The sequence below is a fragment of the Kribbella sp. NPDC026611 genome, assembly GCF_040638345.1.
GTDB lineage: Bacteria > Actinomycetota > Actinomycetes > Propionibacteriales > Kribbellaceae > Kribbella.
In genome coordinates this window covers 169273-186621 of record NZ_JBEZYC010000007.1, presented here as the reverse complement: position 1 = coordinate 186621, position 17349 = coordinate 169273, and the positions used below count along the sequence as shown (strand labels likewise).

Here is a 17349-nt window from a genome sequence, read left to right as displayed (position 1 = left end):
CAGGCTACGGTGGGGGATTCACCGGACACCGCCAGAAGGGAATCTCGGGACATGCCTGACGAGTCGAGCCTGCCGTTCTTCGACCGTACGGCGACCGCGGCCGGGGGCTTCCCGGTCAGCCGTCGTGGATACGACAAGCAGGCGGTGGACGACTACGTCCGCGCGCTGGAAATGCAACTCGTCGAAGCGCGGAACCGCGCCGACGAGCTCCAGCAGAGCGTGGCGCCGATGCAGCAGCAGCTCGCGGAGACGCGGCGTCAGCTCGACGCCAGCGCCAACCCGTCGTACGCCGGTCTCGGCGACCGGGCCGCGCAGATCCTCCGGCTCGCCCAGGACCAGGCGTCCGAGGCGCTCGAGGAGGCCAAGCGTGAGGCCGAGGAGCTGCGGGCCAACGCCGCCAAGGAGGCGGCCGCTGCGCGGGCGACCGGCGAGCGCGAGGCGGAGGACATCCGCACCGTCGCGCTCAACGAGGCGGACAGCATGCGCCGTACCGCGGAAGGCGACGCGGCCGAGCTGCGCCGTACTGCTGAGACCGAGTCGTCCGAGGTGCTAGCCGCCGCCCGCCGGAAGGCGGAGCAGCTGCAGCTGACGGCCGAGTCGCAGGCGAGCACGCTGAAGAACGGCGCGCTGCACGAGGCGGAGAAGATCCGTACGGCGATCCAGCGCGAGTCGGCCGCACTGCGCGCACGGCTGGCCGACGAGCGTGAGCAGCAGGCGAAGGAGCTGGCCGACAAGCACCAGCAGATCGCGGCCGACACCGAAAACCTGACCGAGCAGATGAAGGAGGCCGCCGAGGCCTCCGAGCGCCGCGTCGCCGAGGCCACCGAGCAGGCCCGCAAGATCCGCGCCGAGGCCGAGGAATCCGCCGAACGCACCATCTCCCGCGCCCGCCGCGAAGCCGAGCAGCTCCTCACCACGGCCCGCACCCGCGCCGAGGCCGAGCTCGCGAACGCCGCCGACGAGGCCGAGCGCTCCCGCACCATCGTCGCCCGCGAAACCGAACGCCTCGCCAAGCGCCGCGACGGAATCCTCACCCAAATCGCCGGCCTGAACGAAATCGCCAGCAACATCGCCCGCCAGGCCGCCGAACTGGACTCCCAAACCGCCGCCCCACCCTACGTAAACCCCTTCTCCCGCCCCTCCACCGAAGAATCCGGCCCCTCCGGCAGCCCCCTCACCGGAGCACCCTCCGCCGGACTCCCGGGTTCCCCCGCACCTTCCACCGAGAGCCCCTTCGCCCCGTCCGCTGCCTCGGACAGCCCCTTCGCCCCATCCGCCTCCCCCTCCGAGAGCTCGGCTCTCGGCAGCGCAACCGCCGCCGCCGACTCGGACAGCCCGTTCGCCCGGCGCACTCCCGAGGCCTCGTCCCTCGGCAACGGAAGCGACACCACGGACGACCGCCCGGCTACCTCGGCGCCATCCGCCGACAACCCCTTCGCCCCGTCCGCTTCCGCCTCCGAGAGCTCGACTCTCGGCAGCGCAACCGGCACCCCCGACGGCGGCCCTAGTTCCTCGGCGTCGTCCGCCGGCAGCCCCTTCGCACCCTCCGCTTCCGAGAGCTCGGCTCTCGGCAGCGCAAGCGACGCCGCGGACAACACGTACGCGACCGGCACAGACGGCGGCCCGACCTCGGCGGCGTCGACTGCCGACAGCCCGTTCGCGGCCGACTCCGAGAGCTCGGCTCTCGGGAGTGGCAGTGACGCCGACAACCCGTTCCCGGGGGCGACTCCGGCTGGTGATGAGAACCCGTTTGCCGGCGCCACCCCGTTCCCGGCGACGGACGCAACTGCTGACGAACCGGCCGACGAGGAAGACCACGGCGGCCCGTTCACCGGGTCGAGCCCGTTCGTGGGACTGGATGCCGGGGACGCACGGGTGGACGAGACGCGGATCGACTCCAGCCTGCGGGTGGACCCGAAGGATGTGGCAGACCTGTCGAGCAAGACCGGTGGCGGTCCGGCTGACGACGAGGAGCCGAAGGACTCGACCATGGTCGACGAGTTCCGGCTGGATGACCTCGCCAAGGAAGAGACTCGGGGACAAGCGGGGAACGCACGCTCGGCCAAGTCCGGCGACAACTCCGCCGCCAAGACCACCGCGAGCGCGCGATCCCCGAAGGACAAGACGTGACGCCACCCGGCGACGACACCTCCACAGCAACCCCCGGCACCACCCCCGCCCCAAAGCCGGGACCGGGTACTCCGTCCACCACCGCAACCGACCCCGAGCCCGGAACCCCTGGCACAACGGGTCCCGGCACCACAACGGTTTCCGGCACCGCGACTGGGTCGGACACCGCGACCGAGGCCGCTGAGACTGCATCGGCCGCCGGCACCGGGTCGAACCCCGGCACCGGGCCAAACGCCGGCACCGGGTCAAACGCGGGACCTGATCTTGCTGAGGCTGCGCGGGAAGCTCGGTCGGCTGCGGCTGAGGCTCAGGCGGCGGCTGACCAGGCTGATGACTCCGCGGACGACGCGCGTACCTCCGCATCGCACGCGGACAAGTCAGCCGAGCACGCGGACAAGTCAGCCACGCAGGCCGACAAGTCAGCCGACGAAGCCGACGACTCGGCCGAGGACGCCGAGAAGTCGGCCGCGCTGGCCGGCAAGTCCGCGGTTGCGGCGAAGGACTCCGCGGACGAGGCAGAAGACGCCGCCGAGGAAGCCGACGAGGACCTCGCCGACGAACTACTGATCGAGGAACGTCACCCGGACGCCGGCATGGGCCTGCCGGGCCCGCCGCTCCGGCGGTCCAACCCGTTCATGTTCGGCTTCTTCGCCGCCCTCGGCGTACTCGTCGCCTGGGGCCTCTGGCACGCCCTCGGCCAGGCCCGCTCCGTCCTCATCCTGCTGCTCGTCTCGATGTTCATCGCCGTCGGCCTGAACCCGCTCGTGGAGTGGTTCATGCGCCGCGGCCTGAAGCGCGGCCTCTCCGTCGGCGTCGTCTTCCTGCTGATGATTCTCGCCGTCGTCGGCGTCGGCTTCGCGATCGTGCCCGTCGTCACCGACCAGATCGACGGCCTGATCAAGAACGCGCCCGGCTGGCTCGACCTGCTGCAGAAGTCGAAGTCGCTGAACGAGCTGAACAACCGGTACCACTTCATCCAGAAGGCCCAGGACTACATCCAGGACCCGGCCCTCGCTCAGCGCGCCTTCGGCGGCATCCTCGGCGTCGGCAAGGTGGTCGCGAACGCGCTGTTCAACACGTTCACGATCCTGATCCTGACGCTGTACTTCCTCGCCAGCCTTCCGTCGGTGAAGCGCGCGGCGTACAGCCTGGTCCCGCGCTCCCGCCGCCCCCGCGTCGCGATCCTCGGCGACGAGGTTCTGACCCGCGTCGGCGGCTACGTCAGCGGCCAGTTCCTGGTCGCGCTGTGCGCCGGCGTCTGCATGTTCATCTTCCTGGAGATCCTCGGCCTGGGTCAGTACGCCGTAGCGCTCGCGATCGTGGTGATGTTCTGCGACTTCATCCCCATGGTCGGCGGCCTGATCGGCGTGGTCGTCGTCGCTCTCATCGGCTTCACCGACGGCCTCGTCACCGGCCTCGCCTGCCTGGGCTACGGAATCCTTTACCAGCAGATCGAGAACTACATCGTCGCCCCCAGAATCATGCGCCGAGCCGTAGACATCCCCGGCGCAGTCACCGTCATAGCCGCCCTCCTGGGCGGCGCCCTCCTAGGCGTGGTCGGCGCCCTCCTAGCCATCCCCTCAGCCGCCGCCATCCTCCTGATAATCCGAGAAGTCTGGGTCCGCAAAGCCGACGCCTCATAAGCCCGACGCGGTACGACGGGCGGCTCGTGAGCGACGGAGCCGTGGCCACGGGAGCTGTCTGCCCAGGCGGTTCGCCACGCCGCTAGACGCGCTGCTTCCGCGGTGTCGAATGTCCGGCTGCTTGTGTGGCTTTTGGTCGTGCGCGCGCACCCTTCCGCGCTGGGCGAGCGAGCTCCTCCGGTGCCGCGGCCTGTTCAACCCGCGCCTTGCCCTTGGAGATCACCTCGACGACCTGCAGAGATCGACCGTCATCAAGCTGTACGACGAGATCATGGGCGAACTCTTGCTTCGACCTGCGTCGGACTTCCCCCGAGGTCTCCTCGTCGGCACCGGCCGCCTGCACCAACTGCGAAACCCGCTGATGCGAGACTCCGAGCACGGTGCTCACGTCCCTGACCGGTACGTTCGCAGTCGTCAACTCCGCCGCGATGTCCCGCGCGAGTACGGCAACCAACGCCTCGAGATCCATCGCCCGGCGACGGAGACCGTCAACCAACGTCCTCGCCTCGAGCAGATCTCTGCCATCGGCCTCGATCCCGGCTACCTCGACCGCGACCCGAGACAGCGGAACATCAGTCGCGAGCGCGATGTACTCCCGTGCCATCTGCTCCACCTCGTCCAACCGCCGAGCCTGAGTCAACCCGTCGAGCTCGGGAATCGAGACCATCCACCACCGACCATCCCGGCTGACCGTTACCTCATAGGTCTTCATCGCCCCACCTCTCACACTCAGCCAGCGCCTTACCGACCTTCCGTACGACACCCGGCGAGATCACCCGATGCCCGTCCGGCAACATGAACGTGTGCTGCCCACAAGGGCATTTGTACAAGCTGTGCGACCCTTCCGTCCTGATGAGCCGCCAACCAGCAGCCTTGAGTGCCTTCACAACCTTCCGCGCCGGTTGCTCACTGACCATGCATTTTAGTCTAGAAAGCTAGACGTAATCAAGGCAAACCGCCTAGACGCTTCCTCAGTTCGTGCCGGTGACGGCGAGGATGAAGTGTTGGGCGGGGGTTAGGCGGTTGTAGGTCTGCACGCGGATGTGGGCTTGCTGGTCCAGTTGTTGGGGGAGGTGGCGGAGGGCGAAGTATGCGTGGAGGGCTCGGCGGGGGGTGTTGGTGCGGTTGAGGGTGCCGCCGTGCCAGAGGTGGCTGTTGAAGACGATGACGGTGCCGGCCTTGCCGGTGAGGAGGATCTGGTCGGGGTGGTCGTCGGCAGGGTTGGCCATCTCGTCGCCGGGCATGGTGCCGCGGCGGTGGGAGCCGGGGACGACCCGGGTGGCGCCGTTCTCCGGGGTGAAGTCGTCGAGCAGCCAGATCGAGTTGCAGACTTCGTACGCGCCGGGCTCGACCGGGTGGCTGAAGTCGGCGTGCAGGCCCTGGTGTCCTTCGCCTGGTAGCGCGGCCCGGCTGTTGAGCGACGACAGCTTGAACTCACCCAGCACGTGCCGCATCGCCCCCAGCACCCGCGGATGACTGAAGCAGACCTCGAACCGCGCGTCCTTGTTCACCAGGTCCGCGAGCCGATCGGTTCCCTTCTCCTGATGTACCTCGAGCCCGGCCCGATCCCCCTCGACCGCGGTGAGCTCCGCCAGCCGCTTGTTGATCCCCGACACCTCCTCGGCCGACAAGATCCCCTCCAGCGGCAGGTATCCGTCGCGGTCGAGCTGTTCCTTCTCGGCGGACGAGAGTACGTCGTCGCTCACCCCGAGGTCCCGCAACGCCGTCGCCATGTCCATCGCAGTACTCCTTCCGAGTTGCACGAATCCGTGCCAGCATCGTTCCGACGTACCTGGAAAACAATGCAGAAGGCGACCACCCTTATGCACAAATCGCTCCAGCTCCTGACCGCCGGCGTACACACCGCGGCGCCGGGCAACGACTACCCGAGCCACGCGCACACGTGCTGGGAGCTTGTGTACTACGTTCGCGGCCGGATCACCTGTCCCGTCGGCGAGGACACGTACGCCGCCACGCCCGGCACCGTCCTGCTCACCCCACCCCAGACCTGGCACGCCGAACAAAGCCGCACCGGATACACCAACCGCTTCCTCCAGGTCACCGCCGCAACCACCCACCCGTGGCCGCGCGTGTGCTTCGACGACGGCGCGCGCACCCTCGGCCGGATCTTCGACGCGCTCGTCGAGGAGACCGCCCAACCAGCCGCAACCACCGACCGCCTCTGCGCCCTCCTCCTCGCCGAGTTGGACCTCCGCCTCCAACGCGCCGCCGCCACCACACCCCCAACCCCCACCGAACAACTCGTCACCCAAGCCGAACGCCTCTTCGAGTCCCGCTTCGCCACCGGCGTGAAGATCTCCGAGGTAGCCGCCGAACTAGGCATCTCCACCTCAGCCCTGAGAGCCGCCTTCACCCGCCTCCGCGGAACCAGTCCCCAAGCAGCCCTCCAATCAATCCGCCTGCGCCACGCCCTCGCCCACCTCCACAACTCAACCCTCCCCCTCCAAGCCATCGCCACCCTCACCGGCTACAACTCCCCCAGCCACCTCTCCCGCCACATAAAATCCACCACCGGCACCTCCCCCGGCGCCCTCCGCAACGTCGAATGACCGGCCTACGGCGACAACAAATCACTGGCCGCGTACGCCGCAGTGCCTGATTCTCGATAGATGACCACCTGGACGCCCGCTCCTCGCTCAAGAGCAATCGAGGATGGGTGGGAGTGCCGTGACGATGGGTGCGGGTCGGTCACCTATGCATTGGACGAGTGGCTCATAACCGACCGCGATCAGCGGACTTGTCTCCACGTGACGCTCGCTTGGATGACCGAGCGCTACGACCAGATCTGGCTGGCCACCAGCGCCGACCCTTTCGACCACGACGAGCGCGAGACCTTCGACGTCTTCTACGACCGGGTATACGGCCTCATGCCGCACGAGCACGAGTGGCTGACACTCGCCAACACACTCAAGGACGCCGTCTCAGCGCATGAGGTCTACCTGACCAAGGTCCTCGACGAAGTCCTGCTCGCGCATCGAGTCCATCGGAGACGACCGGCACAGAATCCGTCCTTGTCGGAGCGTGAACTGTTCTTCGACCTGCTCGGAGTCGAGCAACGGCCTGAGTCGGTGCGGCCGGTGACGAGCTACGCAACCTGCTCACACATCGACGCGGCGAACTCCGAACCCGCGGAAGACCGACTCGTCTTTGCTCAGCACGACCCAACTGGCGCCTACCTGGTCGAGCTCACCGAGGATCAGGTACTGGCCTATCTGCAAGTGCTGGGCAACCACATCCGCGAGATTGATCCAGTGCTTTGGCTCTATGCCTGCCACCGACCAGGCTCGATCCCGCAGTCGGCCTTGCAGCCCGTGGCCGACCGCCTGAAGTGCCAACCCTTGTAGCTGATTCGGACCGCGCAGTACGACGACGTAGGAGCCGCGCGCAGCACCGCGTGGGAACGACACCACCCACCAGGTGTAGGCAAGGCATCAGCAGCAGGTCGGACCACGCCGTAGTCAGCCGCGAGCGCAGCGAGCAACCGCGGGCGGCGGCCCGCAACACGCCAGCGGCAGCTGGCAGCACGCGAGCGTTAGCTCGCAGGAAGCCGGCGCTAAGCCGGAGGGTGGGCGGGAGCGGCGCGCGGCACGGCGGCGGAGGAGCCGCGCGCAGCGCCGCGTGGGAGCGACACCACTCTTACCGAGGCAGGAACGGGGTTAGCGCGGCGAGGAAGTCGTCGAGGCGTTCGGCGTGGACCCAGTGGCCGGCTTCGGGGATCTCGGCGTACTGGACGTGGGGGAAGTACTGCGCGATCGTCGCGCGGTGGTTCTGCTGGACGTAGTCGGACTTGCCGCCATAGATGAACAGCGTGGGGCCGTCGTAGCGCAGCCCAGCTGCCTCGGCCGGCCAGTCGGAGATCGCGGGGAGGGCCGCCTCGATCACCGGGAGGTTCGGCCGCCAGCGCGCGCCGGCCTCGTCGAGGATCAGGTTCTGCAGGAGAAACGCGCGCGTCCCAGGCGTCGGTACGGCGTCCACGAGCTGGGCGTCGACGTCCGCGCGGCGCTGGACCGCGGACAGGTCGGCGGTCCGCATCGCCTGGGCGTACTCGACGAACGCCGGCGGATACGCAACCGGCGCTGCGTCGACGACCACCAGGCGCTCGACGACGGCCGGGTACTGCAGCGCCGTCAGCATCGCGGTCTTGCCGCCCATCGAGTGCCCGACGAGCGCGACCGGTCCGACCCCGAGCGACTCGATCGTTTCGCGGACGTCGTCGGCCATCTCGGGGTAGCTCATCGACGAGACGTGCGGGGACGTGCCGTGGTTGCGCAGGTCGAGCGCGAACACCCGATGGTCCGAGGCGAGCCGCCGGGCCCCGGTCATCCAGTTCCGGCCGGAGCCGAACAGCCCGTGCATGACCACGACCGGAGTACCGGTTTCGCCGTACGACGTGACCGGAAGCTTCATCCCCTACACCTTCCCTGCGCGGTCACCGACTGCGCTGCCAACAAGCCGTATGCCAGTGCCGCCGCTCATCGAGAGACTGCGCACCGCCGATCGCGCCGAGCAGGCTCGGGTTCTCCGGCCACACCACGACATGCGGTGTCCCCGGCAGGATCTGCTGCTCACATCCCGGGCAGCGGTACGCCTTGGCGGACGCGGACCCGGACACCCGACGGACCATCCACTCGCCGCTGCCCTTCGTCTCCCGATTCTGCGTACCACCGAGCAGCGGCCGGTCGCTGACCGGCCGCTGCCACTTGGAAGGCTTTCGACGCGACATAACGCTTCAAGGCTAGTCGTATGACCTAGGTCACCCCCGGCCGTCCTCAGGCGTTGGCGCGGAGTTCGCTGCCGACCTCGTGCATGTGGCGCAGGCCCATTCGGTACGAATCGATCAGAGTCGTCGTGACATAGGGCATTCCGATGCTTGCGCAGTACCGCTGGACGATCGGCTGGGCGAAGCGGAGGTTGGCGCGCGGCATGCTCGGGAAGAGGTGGTGCTCGATCTGGTAGTTGAGGCCGCCCATCATCCAGTCCGTGACCAGACCGCCGTTCACGTTGCGCGACGTGAGGACCTGCTTCTCCAGGTGGCCCCAGCTGTTCGCTGCCTCCGGGTCGGGCATCTCCATGCCCTTGTGGTTGGGCGCGAACACGCTGCCCAGGTGCAGGCCGAAGACCATGTGGTGCACGAGCGCGAACACGATCGCCTGGCCCGGCGTGAGGATCAGGAACAGCGCGGCGAAGTACACCGCCAGGTGCGCCACGATCAGCGCGAGCTCGACCCGCTCGGTCCGGCGGCGCTCGAGCAGGAAGCGGATGCTCGAGACCTTGAGGTTGAAGCCCTCGAGCGTGAGCAGCGGGAAGAAGACCTTGGCCTGGTTGCGGGTCAGCCAGCCGAACAGGCCTTCGCGGCCCTCGGCCTGCTCCATCGTCCAGACCAGGATGCCCTCGCCGACGTCCGGGTCCTTGTCGGTGTGGTTCGGGTTCGCGTGGTGGCGGTTGTGCTTGTCGTTCCACCAGGCGTAGCTCATGCCGAGGACGAGGTTGCCGTGCAGCATGCCGATCCAGTCGTGCAGCTTGCGCGAGCTGCCGATCTGCTGGTGGCCGGCGTCGTGCCCGAAGAACGCGGCCCGGGTGGTCAGGATGCCCAGCGGGACCGCCAGCAGCACCACCCACCAGGAGGCGCCGATGGTGGCGATCGCCGCCCAGGTGACGGCCATCAGGACGACGTTGAGCCCGATCGCCATCGCGTACGCCGCGGTCCGGCGCTCGAGCAGGCCGGCCGCCTTGATCTCACGCAGCAACGGCGAGAATTCGCTGCCGCGGATAGGCGGGGAGGAAAGCATGGGCTGAACCATCGAGGCCTCGTCTCTGGGATCGGGGGAGGCCTAGGCGTACAGCCACGGCCAGCGTACGGCATCAAGTCTGTGTGCCCTAACCGCCGAAAACAGCGGTGCTAACCCCCGAACCGGGCGGGGGGTCAGTGCCCCAGGAAAAGGGGGGATAACCCCACTGTGCGCGGCCTCACGCTCAGTCATGATGGGTCCATGAGCACCGTCGCCACCACCCCAGCACCGCCGATGCGGTATCCCAAGGCTGCCCAGCCGTGGATCGCCCTGTTCCTGGCCATCCTGGCCCAGCTCGGCATCGCGTTCTTCGTGCTGTCCGTGGTGTCGCTGCCACTGATCGCGGTCTGGGTCGGGATCCCGATGCTGCTTGTCGTCGTGCCCGCGAGCCGCTGGTTCGCGAACTGTCACCGCACGATGCTGGCCGGGTTCATCGGCGAACCCATTCCCCGGCCGTACAAGCAGCCCCCGCTCCCGGGCCTCCTGATGCGGCTGCGGACGATCATGACCGACCCGCAGACCTGGCGCGACATCGCCTGGCTGCTGGTGAACTCGGTGGTCGGCTTCACGCTGTGCCTGCTGAGCGCGGTGCTCGCGCTGGCCAGCCTGTTCTACCTGGTCTACCCGCTGCTGGTCGGCGTCACCCCGGAGGGCGTCTTCACCGAGCCGTTCGGCGGGTTGTTCACGGTCAACTTCTGGAGCAGCTTCCTGCTAATGCCGGTCGCGCTGATCGCCTTCCTGATCTGGCAGGCCGCCGGGGAGCGGCTGCTGAAGGCCAACGCGTTCATGGCCCGCTCGCTGCTCGGCCCGACCGAGAGCGCCAAGCTGGCGATGCGGGTCCGCGAGCTGGCCGAGTCCCGCGCCGAGACGGTCGACACCCAGGCCGCCGAGCTGCGCCGGATCGAGCGCGACCTGCACGACGGCGCCCAGGCCCGGCTGGCCGCCCTGAGCATGAACCTCGGCATGGCCGAGGAGATGGTCGCCCGCGACCCGGCCCAGGCGGCGGCGCTGCTGACCGAGGCGCGCGAGTCCGCGAGTACGGCGCTGTCCGAGCTGCGCGACCTGGTCCGCGGGATCCACCCGCCGGTGCTGGCCGACCGCGGCCTCGAAGGAGCGGTCAAGGCGCTCGCGCTCTCCTGCCCGTTCAAGGTCGACGTGACCTTCGACGTGCCGGGCCGGCCGGCTGCTCCGGTCGAGTCGGCGGCGTACTTCGCGATCGCGGAGTGCCTGGCCAACGCGGTCAAGTACTCGGCGGCGACGACCGCGTGGATCCAGATCACCCACGAGGAGGAGAGGCTGCACATGATCGTCGGCGACGACGGCATCGGCGGTGCGGTCGTCCGGCCCGGCGGCGGTCTGTACGGTATCGAGCGGCGGCTGGCCGCCTTCGACGGTACGTTGACCGTGGTGAGCCCGAGCGCCGGGCCGACCACTGTGATCATGGAGCTACCTTGCGAGTCCTCATCGCTGAAGACCACGCCCTCCTCCGGGACGGCCTGATCCGCCTGCTGGAGGCGCACGACTTCCAGGTCGTCGAAGCGGTCGACAACGGTCCCCGGCTGGTGCCCGCGCTGACGGAGCACCGGCCGGACGTTGCGGTTGTTGACGTCCGGCTGCCGCCGACGTTCACGGACGAGGGCCTGCGGGCCGCGATCGAGGCGCGCGAGAAGGTCCCGGGCCTGCCGATTCTCGTGCTGTCGCAGTACGTCGAGCAGCTGTACGCCCGGGAGCTGCTGACCGGCGGCGGAGGCGGCGTCGGGTACCTGCTGAAGGACCGGGTCTCCAACGTGGCCGACTTCCTGGACGCGGTACGGCGGGTGGCCGGCGGCGGGACCGCGATGGACCCGGACGTGATCGGCCAACTACTGGCCCGCAACACGAAGGACTCGCCGGTGAGTCGATTGACGCCGCGCGAGTCCGAGGTGCTGGGCCTGATGGCCGAGGGGCGCTCCAACGCCGCGATCGCCAACGCGCTCTTCGTCACCGAGAAGGCCGTCAGCAAGCACACCAACAACATCTTCGCCAAGCTGGACCTTCCCCCGTCTGAGGACGACAACCGCCGAGTCATGGCGGTGCTGACGTTCCTGTCGGCCCGCTAAGCGATTGTCGTCCCGCTGAGCGATCGTCGTCCCGCTGAGCGATTGTCGTTCCGCTGAGCGCGGTCAGGAGCGGAGCCGGCGGAGGAAGTCTTGGGTCCGGGGCTCGCGCGGATGGTCCAGGAGCTCGGCCGGCGGGCCGATTTCCAGCGGGCGGCCCTGGTGCAGGAAGCAGACCTTGTCGGCGACGTCGCGGGCGAAGGTCATCTCGTGGGTGCAGACGAGCATGGTCATACCGTCGGACTTGAGCTCCCGGAGCAGGTCGAGGACCTCGCCGACGAGCTCGGGGTCGAGCGCCGAGGTGACCTCGTCGAGGAGCAGGAGCTGCGGTGAGTTGACCATGGCCCGGGCGATCGCGGCTCGTTGCTGCTGACCGCCGGACAGGTCGTCCGGGCGGGCGCCCGCCTTGTCGGACAGGCCCACGCGGTCGAGCATCTCCAGAGCGCGCGTTCGCGCCGCGTCGCGGGGTACGCCGTGAACGCGGATCGGGGCCAGCGTGATGTTGTCCAGCACGCTCAGGTGCGGGAAGAGGTTGTAGGACTGAAACACGATCCCGATCCCGGACCGCACCTGGTCCGCGTTCACCCGCGGGTCGGTGATGTCCACGCCGTCCAGCTCGACCACGCCGTCGTCGACCGTCTCGAGCAGGTTCACACACCGCAGCAACGTCGACTTCCCGGACCCGGACGCGCCGATCAGTACGACGCACTCCCCCGCCTCGACGTCGAGGTCGAACCCGTCCAGCACCAACTGGTCGCCGTACGACTTCCGCACGCCACGCAAGCTCAGCAGACTCATACCGGACCACCTCCCCCGCCGTACCAGCCCTGCCGTCGCGCGACGTAGTCGGTCAGTCGCGTCAGCGGGATCGTCAGCGCGACGAACAGCAGCCCGGCCACGACGTACGGCGTGAAGTTGAAGTCCTCGGCCGTCTCCAGCTGCGCGGCCCGGATCGCGTCGATCACCCCGAGCACCGCGATCAGCCCCGAGTCCTTCTGCAGGCTCACGAAGTCGTTCAGCAACGGCGGCAGCACCCGCCGGACCGCCTGCGGGAGGACGACGAACCGCAACGTCTGCCGGTACGTCAGCCCCAGCGACCGCGCCGCCGCCCGCTGCGACGGATGCACCGACTCGATCCCGGCGCGGAACACCTCGGCGACGTACGACGAATACGTCAGCACCAGCGCCGCACCGCCCCAGATCACCGCCTGGTTCGGCAGCCCCCGCAACTGCAGCGCCGGTACGCCGAACCCGAGCAGGAAGATCACCAGCAGCAACGGCAGCCCACGGAACACGTCCGTATATGCAGCCGCGAACACCCGCAGCGGGAAGAAGATCGGCCCGCGGAGCGTCCGCAGAATCGCCAGCGTCATCCCGAAGACCACGATCAGCACCGCGCAGACCAGCATCACCCGGACGTTCAGCCACAAGCCCTGCGCGACGACCGGCAGCGCCTCCCACCCGCGGTGCACGTTGAAGAACGTCTCCCGGACCCGCGGCCAGCCCGGCGTCGAACCGACGCCGAGAACCACCAGCACCAGCAGGACCGCCGAGCTGACCACCGCGATCACCGTCGACCGCTGGGCGCGCCGGCGGCGATAGGCATCACGCGAAAGCTGAAGCTCCGAAGGTTGCCAGGTACTCACGAGAGTTCGGGCGCGCCCGACTCGGTCAAGAACTGCTTCTGCAGCGCCGCCAGCGTCCCGTCTGTCTTCAGCGCGTCGACCGCGTGCGTCACGCACCCGGTCAGCTTCGAGTTCTTCTCCAGCACGAAGCCGAACTGCTCGGCGGCCCCGCTCGACGGCAGCTGCCCGACGATCTTGCCGTCGTCGAGCTGCGCCGAGGTCATGTAGAACGCGGTCGGCAGGTCCACCACGATGCCGTCGATCTGCTTGTTCTTCAGCGCCTGGACGGCCAGGTCGTTGGTGTCGAACACGGCCGGTGCCTGCGTCGGCTTCACCTGGTCGCGGAGCGCGGTGTAGCTCGTCGTACCGACCTGGGCACCGAGCTTCGCGTCGGCGAGCTCCGCGACGGTCTTGGCCCCGGCGATCTTGCTGCCCGCGGTCGTGATGACCGTCTGCCGGACGTCGTAGTACCCGGACGAGAAGTCGACGGCCTTGCGGCGCTCCTCCGAGATCGACACCTGGTTCACGTCCAGGTCGAACGCCTTCGTACCCGGCGCGAACGCGGTGTTGAACTGCACCGTCCGCCACGTCACGTCCGCCTGCTCGAACCCGAGCTTCTTCGCCACCGCGTAGGTGACGGCCGACTCGTACCCTTGCCCGTTGCTCGGATCGTTCTTGCTGAACCACGGTTCGTACGCCGGCTTGTCCGTACCGACCGTCAGCTTCCCGGCCGTCTTCACCGCCAGCTTGTCCTTCGCACAGTCACCCGCCCCCGCCGGCGTCGACGGCCCCGACGACGCGTTGTCCTCCGGCGCGCACGCCCCTAGGCCCAGCACGACCAGAGCCGCTACCCCCACCACCACTCCCGGTTTCATGCGGAGAAGCCTAGGGGGTGTCTGGCGATTTCGCGCCGTAGCGAGCAGGTGCTCGGCGCGGTGCATCGGCGCGCGGGGGCGAAGGTCTCGATGCGGAGCATCGTGGCCTTTGCACCCGTGCGGCGAGGTGCCGTGCCGAGTGCCGCGCAGTAGGCGGGAAATCGCCAGACACCCCCTACGACCTTCGGCGGTAGGTGGTGGGGCTGGTTCCGGTGTGGAGGCGGAAGCGGGTCGAGAAGTAGAGGGGATCGGCGTACCCGACCTGGGCGGCGACCGAGGCTACGGAGCGGCTGGTGAGCTCCAGGAGGCGGGCGGCCGCGTCCAGCCGGCGGCGTTCGACGAACTGTTGCGGGGTGACTCCGAGCTGCTCGCGGAACAGGTGCGCGAACCGCGACACCGACAGATTCACCGCGCGGGCGAGACGCGGTACATCGAGTGCCGCGGTCAGGTCCTGGTCCACCAGCTCGATCGCCCGCAGCAACCGGTCGTCGATCTGGACCGCCTTCGGGTTCTGGGTGTCGCACCAGAGCAGCGCTGCCTCCAGCGAGTTGACGCTCAGCTGCTCGGCCTGCGGCAACACGCTCCGCTGGTGCCGGACGGCGTCGCGCAGGTGGTTCGCGATCTGGTCGAAGAGTGCGGTCGGGTGCAGCTGAAGGATGCCGGGGGCAACCTCCGGCCAGTCGAGCAGTGGCAGCCAGTCCGGCTTCGGGTGCAGGTGCGCGTACAGGAAGTGCCACCGCTCACCGACCGTGCCGTAGTCGTGCAGCACGCCCGGCCGGACCAGCGTGACGCTCCCCGGTACGGCGGCCACACTGCCAGTCACTTCGGCCGGCTGACCGAATCGTCCTCGGCCGTGCAAGGTCTGCACCAGCAGCCAGTCGGTGGTCCCGTGTCGCCGAAACGTCGCGTACTCAGACCCTTCGTCGAACTCCCCGGTCACCAGCCGGCGTACCACCGGGTGCGGCGACTCAGCAGGATCTCGAAGGTTCACAGCTCGATAGACTATCGCTCGCGACGCCGTGGGGAGCAGATCCTGAGGGCATGACAGTCGTGGACATCTACCGGCAGGACGGCATCGTCCAGGTGCCCCAGTTGCTCGAGCCCGCCGAGGTCGAGCGGATCAGGACCGTGTTCATGGACCAGGTCGCCGTCGACCACTCGCTGGCGATCGACGACGGCGTACCGGACGACGACCCGCTGGCGAAGTACCCGCGGTTCGTGCACCCGCACCGGCGGACGGACACCGAGGCCGGGAAGGTCGCGCTGGAGCTGATGCTCGACAGCCGGATCCTCGATGTGGTCCAAGCGCTGATCGGGCCGGCCCTCGGGGCCCAGTCGATGTTCTACTTCAAGCCGCCGGGGGCGCGCGGGCAGGCGCTGCACCAGGACAACACGTTCCTGCGGGCCGATCCGGAGACGTGTCTGGCGGCGTGGATCGCGGTCGACGACGTGGACGCGGGGAACGGTGGGCTGGCCGTCGTACCGGGGTCTCATCGGACCGAGCTGGTCTGTCCCGAGCCTGCGGACCTCGCCGAGTCGTTCACCAACGTCGAGGTACCCGTGCCCGACGGCCTCACCAAGGTCCAGACGAGGATGACGGCCGGGGACGTGCTGTTCTTCCACGGCAGCGTCGTCCACGGCTCCCGCCCGAACACCACCGCGGACCGCTTCCGGCGATCGCTGATCTTCCACTACATCCCCGAAGCCAGCCAGGAGATCGCCGCCTTCTACAACCCCCTCATCTACCCGGACCGCCGCGAAACAGTCCTGCCCGAAGCCCTCGGCGGCGGTCCCTGCGGCGAATACGCGACCGCCGAGCCGTAGATCACCGATCCAACTGCTGCCCCGGCGGGCGTCGCCCCTTGTCCGTACGTCGAGATCCATCGCCCGCACTGGTCCCGCCGGGCGGCGCGATGCCGGCGCCAGTCACGTGCCGCAACGCTGCCAACCGAGCATCGAGGCGGGTCGACGAATCCGGTTCAGCTGCGGGTTGGACTGCGGGGCGGTCGACCTGTGCGCGCATAGCTGCTCGAACCAGGTCGTCAACCGCCGGCTCCAAGTCGTCGCGTTGCCGTAAGGACCGTGCTGTTTCGACGAAGTGGCGCTGCTCGTCCGGGGTCGGTGGGCGGTTGCGTTCGGCAATGATTGCCTCGCGCACCCCCGGATCCCGTTCGAGTGCGCCGTCCGCCCTGCGGTGGTTCTCGTACAGCACGTTGCCGGCGCGATCCACGACGTACACGTCGTCCGCGTACCCCAACGTCTCCACTGCGTGAGCCGCGTCCGGCACCCGCGGATACACGGCGTCGTGCGTCCGCGGATCCACCCACCGCCCGCTCCCGGCCGCGTCCTTCGCCCGCTGGTACCGGTCCGCGATCGCGAGCATGCTGTCGGCCTCGTTCGTCGCGACATACACGACCACCACCCGGTGACCAGCATCCCGGAATGGCGCGAGCGTCTGCTCGGCCCGCTCCGCCGCCTCGAGCCACGCGCTCGTCACCACGTCGTACGGCGGATCCGCCGTCAGCAGACTGTCCAGGCACCGCTCCGACAAGTCCGGCGGCAGGCTCCGCACAACCTCGCCGTGAGCCTCCATCCCGCCGTCGCGCGTCGCTGCCTGGTACCGCGGATGGACGTCGGGGTCGTCATCCGCCTCGTACGACGCGGCCGTGTCCTCCCCCAGCGCCGCCTGCACCCGGTACTGGATCGTCGACTTCGCCGCACCCGGCTGCCCACCGATCACTACGGCGAGCGCCGGTACGCCGGGCGCTCGCTCCGGCCGCCGAAGCGGCATGATCTGCGCGATCCGCCGGGCGACGAGCCGGATGGACTCGGCCGGCGTGAGCGCCAGATCGATCATTCGCCGAGGTCAGCTCGCAGCCGGGCGAGGAGGTCGGGATACGTCCGCAGTACCTCGGCCCGTTCCTCGGCCGACAGCCCCACCACCCGCCGGAAGCGTTCGGTGTGCACCGCGAGCTCCGCCTCGAGCTCAGCCCGCCGGGACTCGTCGATCGCCGTGCCGATCAAACCGTTGTACGCCGACATGACTGCCCGGAGCAGCGTGCGAACCCGCTCGTGCTCCGCCCGCTCCTCGTGCGACAGCGGCGCGACGAATCGGCCGCCCACTGCCTCGGTGATGTGCTTCCGCGGCTCCTCCGGCATAGAGCCACGCT

At 68.8% G+C, this 17349-nt stretch carries 19 protein-coding genes; 7 read left to right on the top strand and 12 right to left on the bottom strand.

Going from position 1 to position 17349, the window contains the following annotated elements; genetic code table 11:
* Positions 1–51: 51 nt before the first annotated feature.
* Both AB0E69_RS27785 and AB0E69_RS27780 read left to right on the top strand, forming a co-directional pair.
* Positions 52–2130, top strand: a complete 2079-nt coding sequence (locus AB0E69_RS27785) for a hypothetical protein (protein ID WP_360152204.1) — start codon at positions 52–54, stop codon at positions 2128–2130.
* Positions 2127–3773, top strand: coding sequence for an AI-2E family transporter (locus tag AB0E69_RS27780; protein ID WP_360152201.1), 1647 nt, complete (start codon positions 2127–2129; stop codon positions 3771–3773). The genes AB0E69_RS27785 and AB0E69_RS27780 overlap by 4 nt, the downstream gene beginning before the upstream one ends.
* An 82-nt stretch (positions 3774–3855) precedes the next feature.
* On the opposite strand, the gene AB0E69_RS27775 is transcribed toward AB0E69_RS27780, so the two are convergent.
* Genes AB0E69_RS27775 through AB0E69_RS27765 form a run of 3 tightly spaced genes read right to left on the bottom strand, consistent with a single transcriptional unit; the run spans position 3856 to position 5512 of the window.
* Positions 3856–4485 carry a hypothetical protein gene (locus AB0E69_RS27775; protein ID WP_360152198.1) on the bottom strand — a complete coding sequence of 210 codons (630 nt, stop codon included), beginning with the start codon at positions 4483–4485 and terminating at the stop codon, positions 3856–3858.
* The gene (locus tag AB0E69_RS27770) at positions 4472–4690 is read right to left on the bottom strand and encodes a type II toxin-antitoxin system HicA family toxin (protein WP_360152195.1); all 219 of its coding nucleotides are present in this window, start codon (positions 4688–4690) and stop codon (positions 4472–4474) included. Before AB0E69_RS27770 ends, AB0E69_RS27775 begins: the two co-directional genes overlap by 14 nt.
* A 54-nt stretch (positions 4691–4744) precedes the next feature.
* The gene (locus AB0E69_RS27765; protein WP_360152192.1) at positions 4745–5512 is read right to left on the bottom strand and encodes a phytanoyl-CoA dioxygenase family protein; all 768 of its coding nucleotides are present in this window, start codon (positions 5510–5512) and stop codon (positions 4745–4747) included.
* A gap of 84 nt (positions 5513–5596) precedes the next feature.
* On the opposite strand from AB0E69_RS27765, the gene AB0E69_RS27760 reads away from it, so the two are divergent.
* Positions 5597–6343, top strand: coding sequence for an AraC family transcriptional regulator (locus AB0E69_RS27760; RefSeq protein ID WP_360152189.1), 747 nt, complete (start codon positions 5597–5599; stop codon positions 6341–6343).
* Between the two features lie 213 nt (positions 6344–6556).
* A complete protein-coding gene (locus tag AB0E69_RS27755) occupies positions 6557–7138 on the top strand; it encodes a hypothetical protein (protein WP_360152186.1) in 582 nt (193 codons plus the stop codon).
* 292 nt (positions 7139–7430) lie between these two features.
* On the opposite strand, the gene AB0E69_RS27750 is transcribed toward AB0E69_RS27755, so the two are convergent.
* Genes AB0E69_RS27750 through AB0E69_RS27740 form a run of 3 tightly spaced genes read right to left on the bottom strand, consistent with a single transcriptional unit; the run spans position 7431 to position 9583 of the window.
* The gene (locus AB0E69_RS27750) at positions 7431–8201 is read right to left on the bottom strand and encodes an alpha/beta fold hydrolase (protein ID WP_360152183.1); all 771 of its coding nucleotides are present in this window, start codon (positions 8199–8201) and stop codon (positions 7431–7433) included.
* A 22-nt stretch (positions 8202–8223) separates the two neighbouring features.
* The gene (locus tag AB0E69_RS27745; protein WP_360152180.1) at positions 8224–8517 is read right to left on the bottom strand and encodes a hypothetical protein; all 294 of its coding nucleotides are present in this window, start codon (positions 8515–8517) and stop codon (positions 8224–8226) included.
* Positions 8518–8563: 46 nt separating this feature from the next.
* The gene (locus AB0E69_RS27740; RefSeq protein ID WP_360152177.1) at positions 8564–9583 is read right to left on the bottom strand and encodes an acyl-CoA desaturase; all 1020 of its coding nucleotides are present in this window, start codon (positions 9581–9583) and stop codon (positions 8564–8566) included.
* A 201-nt stretch (positions 9584–9784) separates the two neighbouring features.
* Here AB0E69_RS27740 and AB0E69_RS27735 point away from each other — a divergent pair, with 201 nt between their 5' ends.
* Both AB0E69_RS27735 and AB0E69_RS27730 read left to right on the top strand, forming a co-directional pair.
* Positions 9785–11083, top strand: coding sequence for a sensor histidine kinase (locus AB0E69_RS27735; protein WP_360152174.1), 1299 nt, complete (start codon positions 9785–9787; stop codon positions 11081–11083).
* On the top strand, positions 11035–11682 hold the full coding sequence (locus AB0E69_RS27730) for a response regulator transcription factor (protein ID WP_360152171.1): 648 nt from the start codon (positions 11035–11037) through the stop codon (positions 11680–11682). The genes AB0E69_RS27735 and AB0E69_RS27730 overlap by 49 nt, the downstream gene beginning before the upstream one ends.
* A 63-nt stretch (positions 11683–11745) precedes the next feature.
* Here the strand turns inward: AB0E69_RS27730 and AB0E69_RS27725 are convergent, their stop codons facing one another.
* From AB0E69_RS27725 to AB0E69_RS27710, 4 genes are all read right to left on the bottom strand, one after another.
* Entirely contained in the window at positions 11746–12477 is a 732-nt protein-coding gene (locus tag AB0E69_RS27725; protein ID WP_360152168.1) for an amino acid ABC transporter ATP-binding protein, read from the bottom strand.
* On the bottom strand, positions 12474–13241 hold the full coding sequence (locus AB0E69_RS27720; RefSeq protein ID WP_360152165.1) for an amino acid ABC transporter permease: 768 nt from the start codon (positions 13239–13241) through the stop codon (positions 12474–12476). The genes AB0E69_RS27725 and AB0E69_RS27720 overlap by 4 nt, the downstream gene beginning before the upstream one ends.
* An 80-nt stretch (positions 13242–13321) precedes the next feature.
* The gene (locus AB0E69_RS27715; RefSeq protein ID WP_360152162.1) at positions 13322–14179 is read right to left on the bottom strand and encodes an ABC transporter substrate-binding protein; all 858 of its coding nucleotides are present in this window, start codon (positions 14177–14179) and stop codon (positions 13322–13324) included.
* A gap of 175 nt (positions 14180–14354) precedes the next feature.
* Entirely contained in the window at positions 14355–15170 is an 816-nt protein-coding gene (locus AB0E69_RS27710) for a helix-turn-helix domain-containing protein (protein ID WP_360152159.1), read from the bottom strand.
* Positions 15171–15220: 50 nt separating this feature from the next.
* On the opposite strand from AB0E69_RS27710, the gene AB0E69_RS27705 reads away from it, so the two are divergent.
* A complete protein-coding gene (locus AB0E69_RS27705) occupies positions 15221–16003 on the top strand; it encodes a phytanoyl-CoA dioxygenase family protein (RefSeq protein WP_360152156.1) in 783 nt (260 codons plus the stop codon).
* A gap of 1 nt (position 16004) precedes the next feature.
* Here AB0E69_RS27705 and AB0E69_RS27700 read toward each other — a convergent pair whose 3' ends face one another.
* Both AB0E69_RS27700 and AB0E69_RS27695 read right to left on the bottom strand, forming a co-directional pair.
* Complete coding sequence (locus tag AB0E69_RS27700) at positions 16005–17036, bottom strand: zeta toxin family protein (RefSeq protein WP_360152153.1); 1032 nt, start codon at positions 17034–17036, stop codon at positions 16005–16007.
* Positions 17033–17338, bottom strand: coding sequence for a hypothetical protein (locus AB0E69_RS27695; RefSeq protein ID WP_360152150.1), 306 nt, complete (start codon positions 17336–17338; stop codon positions 17033–17035). The genes AB0E69_RS27700 and AB0E69_RS27695 overlap by 4 nt, the downstream gene beginning before the upstream one ends.
* Between the last annotated feature and the right edge of the window lie 11 nt (positions 17339–17349).

Excerpts from the sequence above, each read along its gene's own strand:
- AB0E69_RS27785 (WP_360152204.1), top strand. The coding sequence starts at position 52 with ATGCCTGACGAGTCGAGCCTGCCGTTCTTCGACCGTACGGCGACCGCG.
- AB0E69_RS27775 (WP_360152198.1), bottom strand. The coding sequence starts at position 4,485 with ATGAAGACCTATGAGGTAACGGTCAGCCGGGATGGTCGGTGGTGGATG.
- AB0E69_RS27770 (WP_360152195.1), bottom strand. The coding sequence starts at position 4,690 with ATGGTCAGTGAGCAACCGGCGCGGAAGGTTGTGAAGGCACTCAAGGCT.
- AB0E69_RS27765 (WP_360152192.1), bottom strand. The coding sequence starts at position 5,512 with ATGGACATGGCGACGGCGTTGCGGGACCTCGGGGTGAGCGACGACGTA.
- AB0E69_RS27760 (WP_360152189.1), top strand. The coding sequence starts at position 5,597 with ATGCACAAATCGCTCCAGCTCCTGACCGCCGGCGTACACACCGCGGCG.
- AB0E69_RS27755 (WP_360152186.1), top strand. The coding sequence starts at position 6,557 with ATGACCGAGCGCTACGACCAGATCTGGCTGGCCACCAGCGCCGACCCT.
- AB0E69_RS27750 (WP_360152183.1), bottom strand. The coding sequence starts at position 8,201 with ATGAAGCTTCCGGTCACGTCGTACGGCGAAACCGGTACTCCGGTCGTG.
- AB0E69_RS27745 (WP_360152180.1), bottom strand. The coding sequence starts at position 8,517 with ATGTCGCGTCGAAAGCCTTCCAAGTGGCAGCGGCCGGTCAGCGACCGG.
- AB0E69_RS27740 (WP_360152177.1), bottom strand. The coding sequence starts at position 9,583 with ATGCTTTCCTCCCCGCCTATCCGCGGCAGCGAATTCTCGCCGTTGCTG.
- AB0E69_RS27735 (WP_360152174.1), top strand. The coding sequence starts at position 9,785 with ATGAGCACCGTCGCCACCACCCCAGCACCGCCGATGCGGTATCCCAAG.
- AB0E69_RS27725 (WP_360152168.1), bottom strand. The coding sequence starts at position 12,477 with ATGAGTCTGCTGAGCTTGCGTGGCGTGCGGAAGTCGTACGGCGACCAG.
- AB0E69_RS27715 (WP_360152162.1), bottom strand. The coding sequence starts at position 14,179 with ATGAAACCGGGAGTGGTGGTGGGGGTAGCGGCTCTGGTCGTGCTGGGC.
- AB0E69_RS27705 (WP_360152156.1), top strand. The coding sequence starts at position 15,221 with ATGACAGTCGTGGACATCTACCGGCAGGACGGCATCGTCCAGGTGCCC.
- AB0E69_RS27700 (WP_360152153.1), bottom strand. The coding sequence starts at position 17,036 with ATGATCGATCTGGCGCTCACGCCGGCCGAGTCCATCCGGCTCGTCGCC.
- AB0E69_RS27695 (WP_360152150.1), bottom strand. The coding sequence starts at position 17,338 with ATGCCGGAGGAGCCGCGGAAGCACATCACCGAGGCAGTGGGCGGCCGA.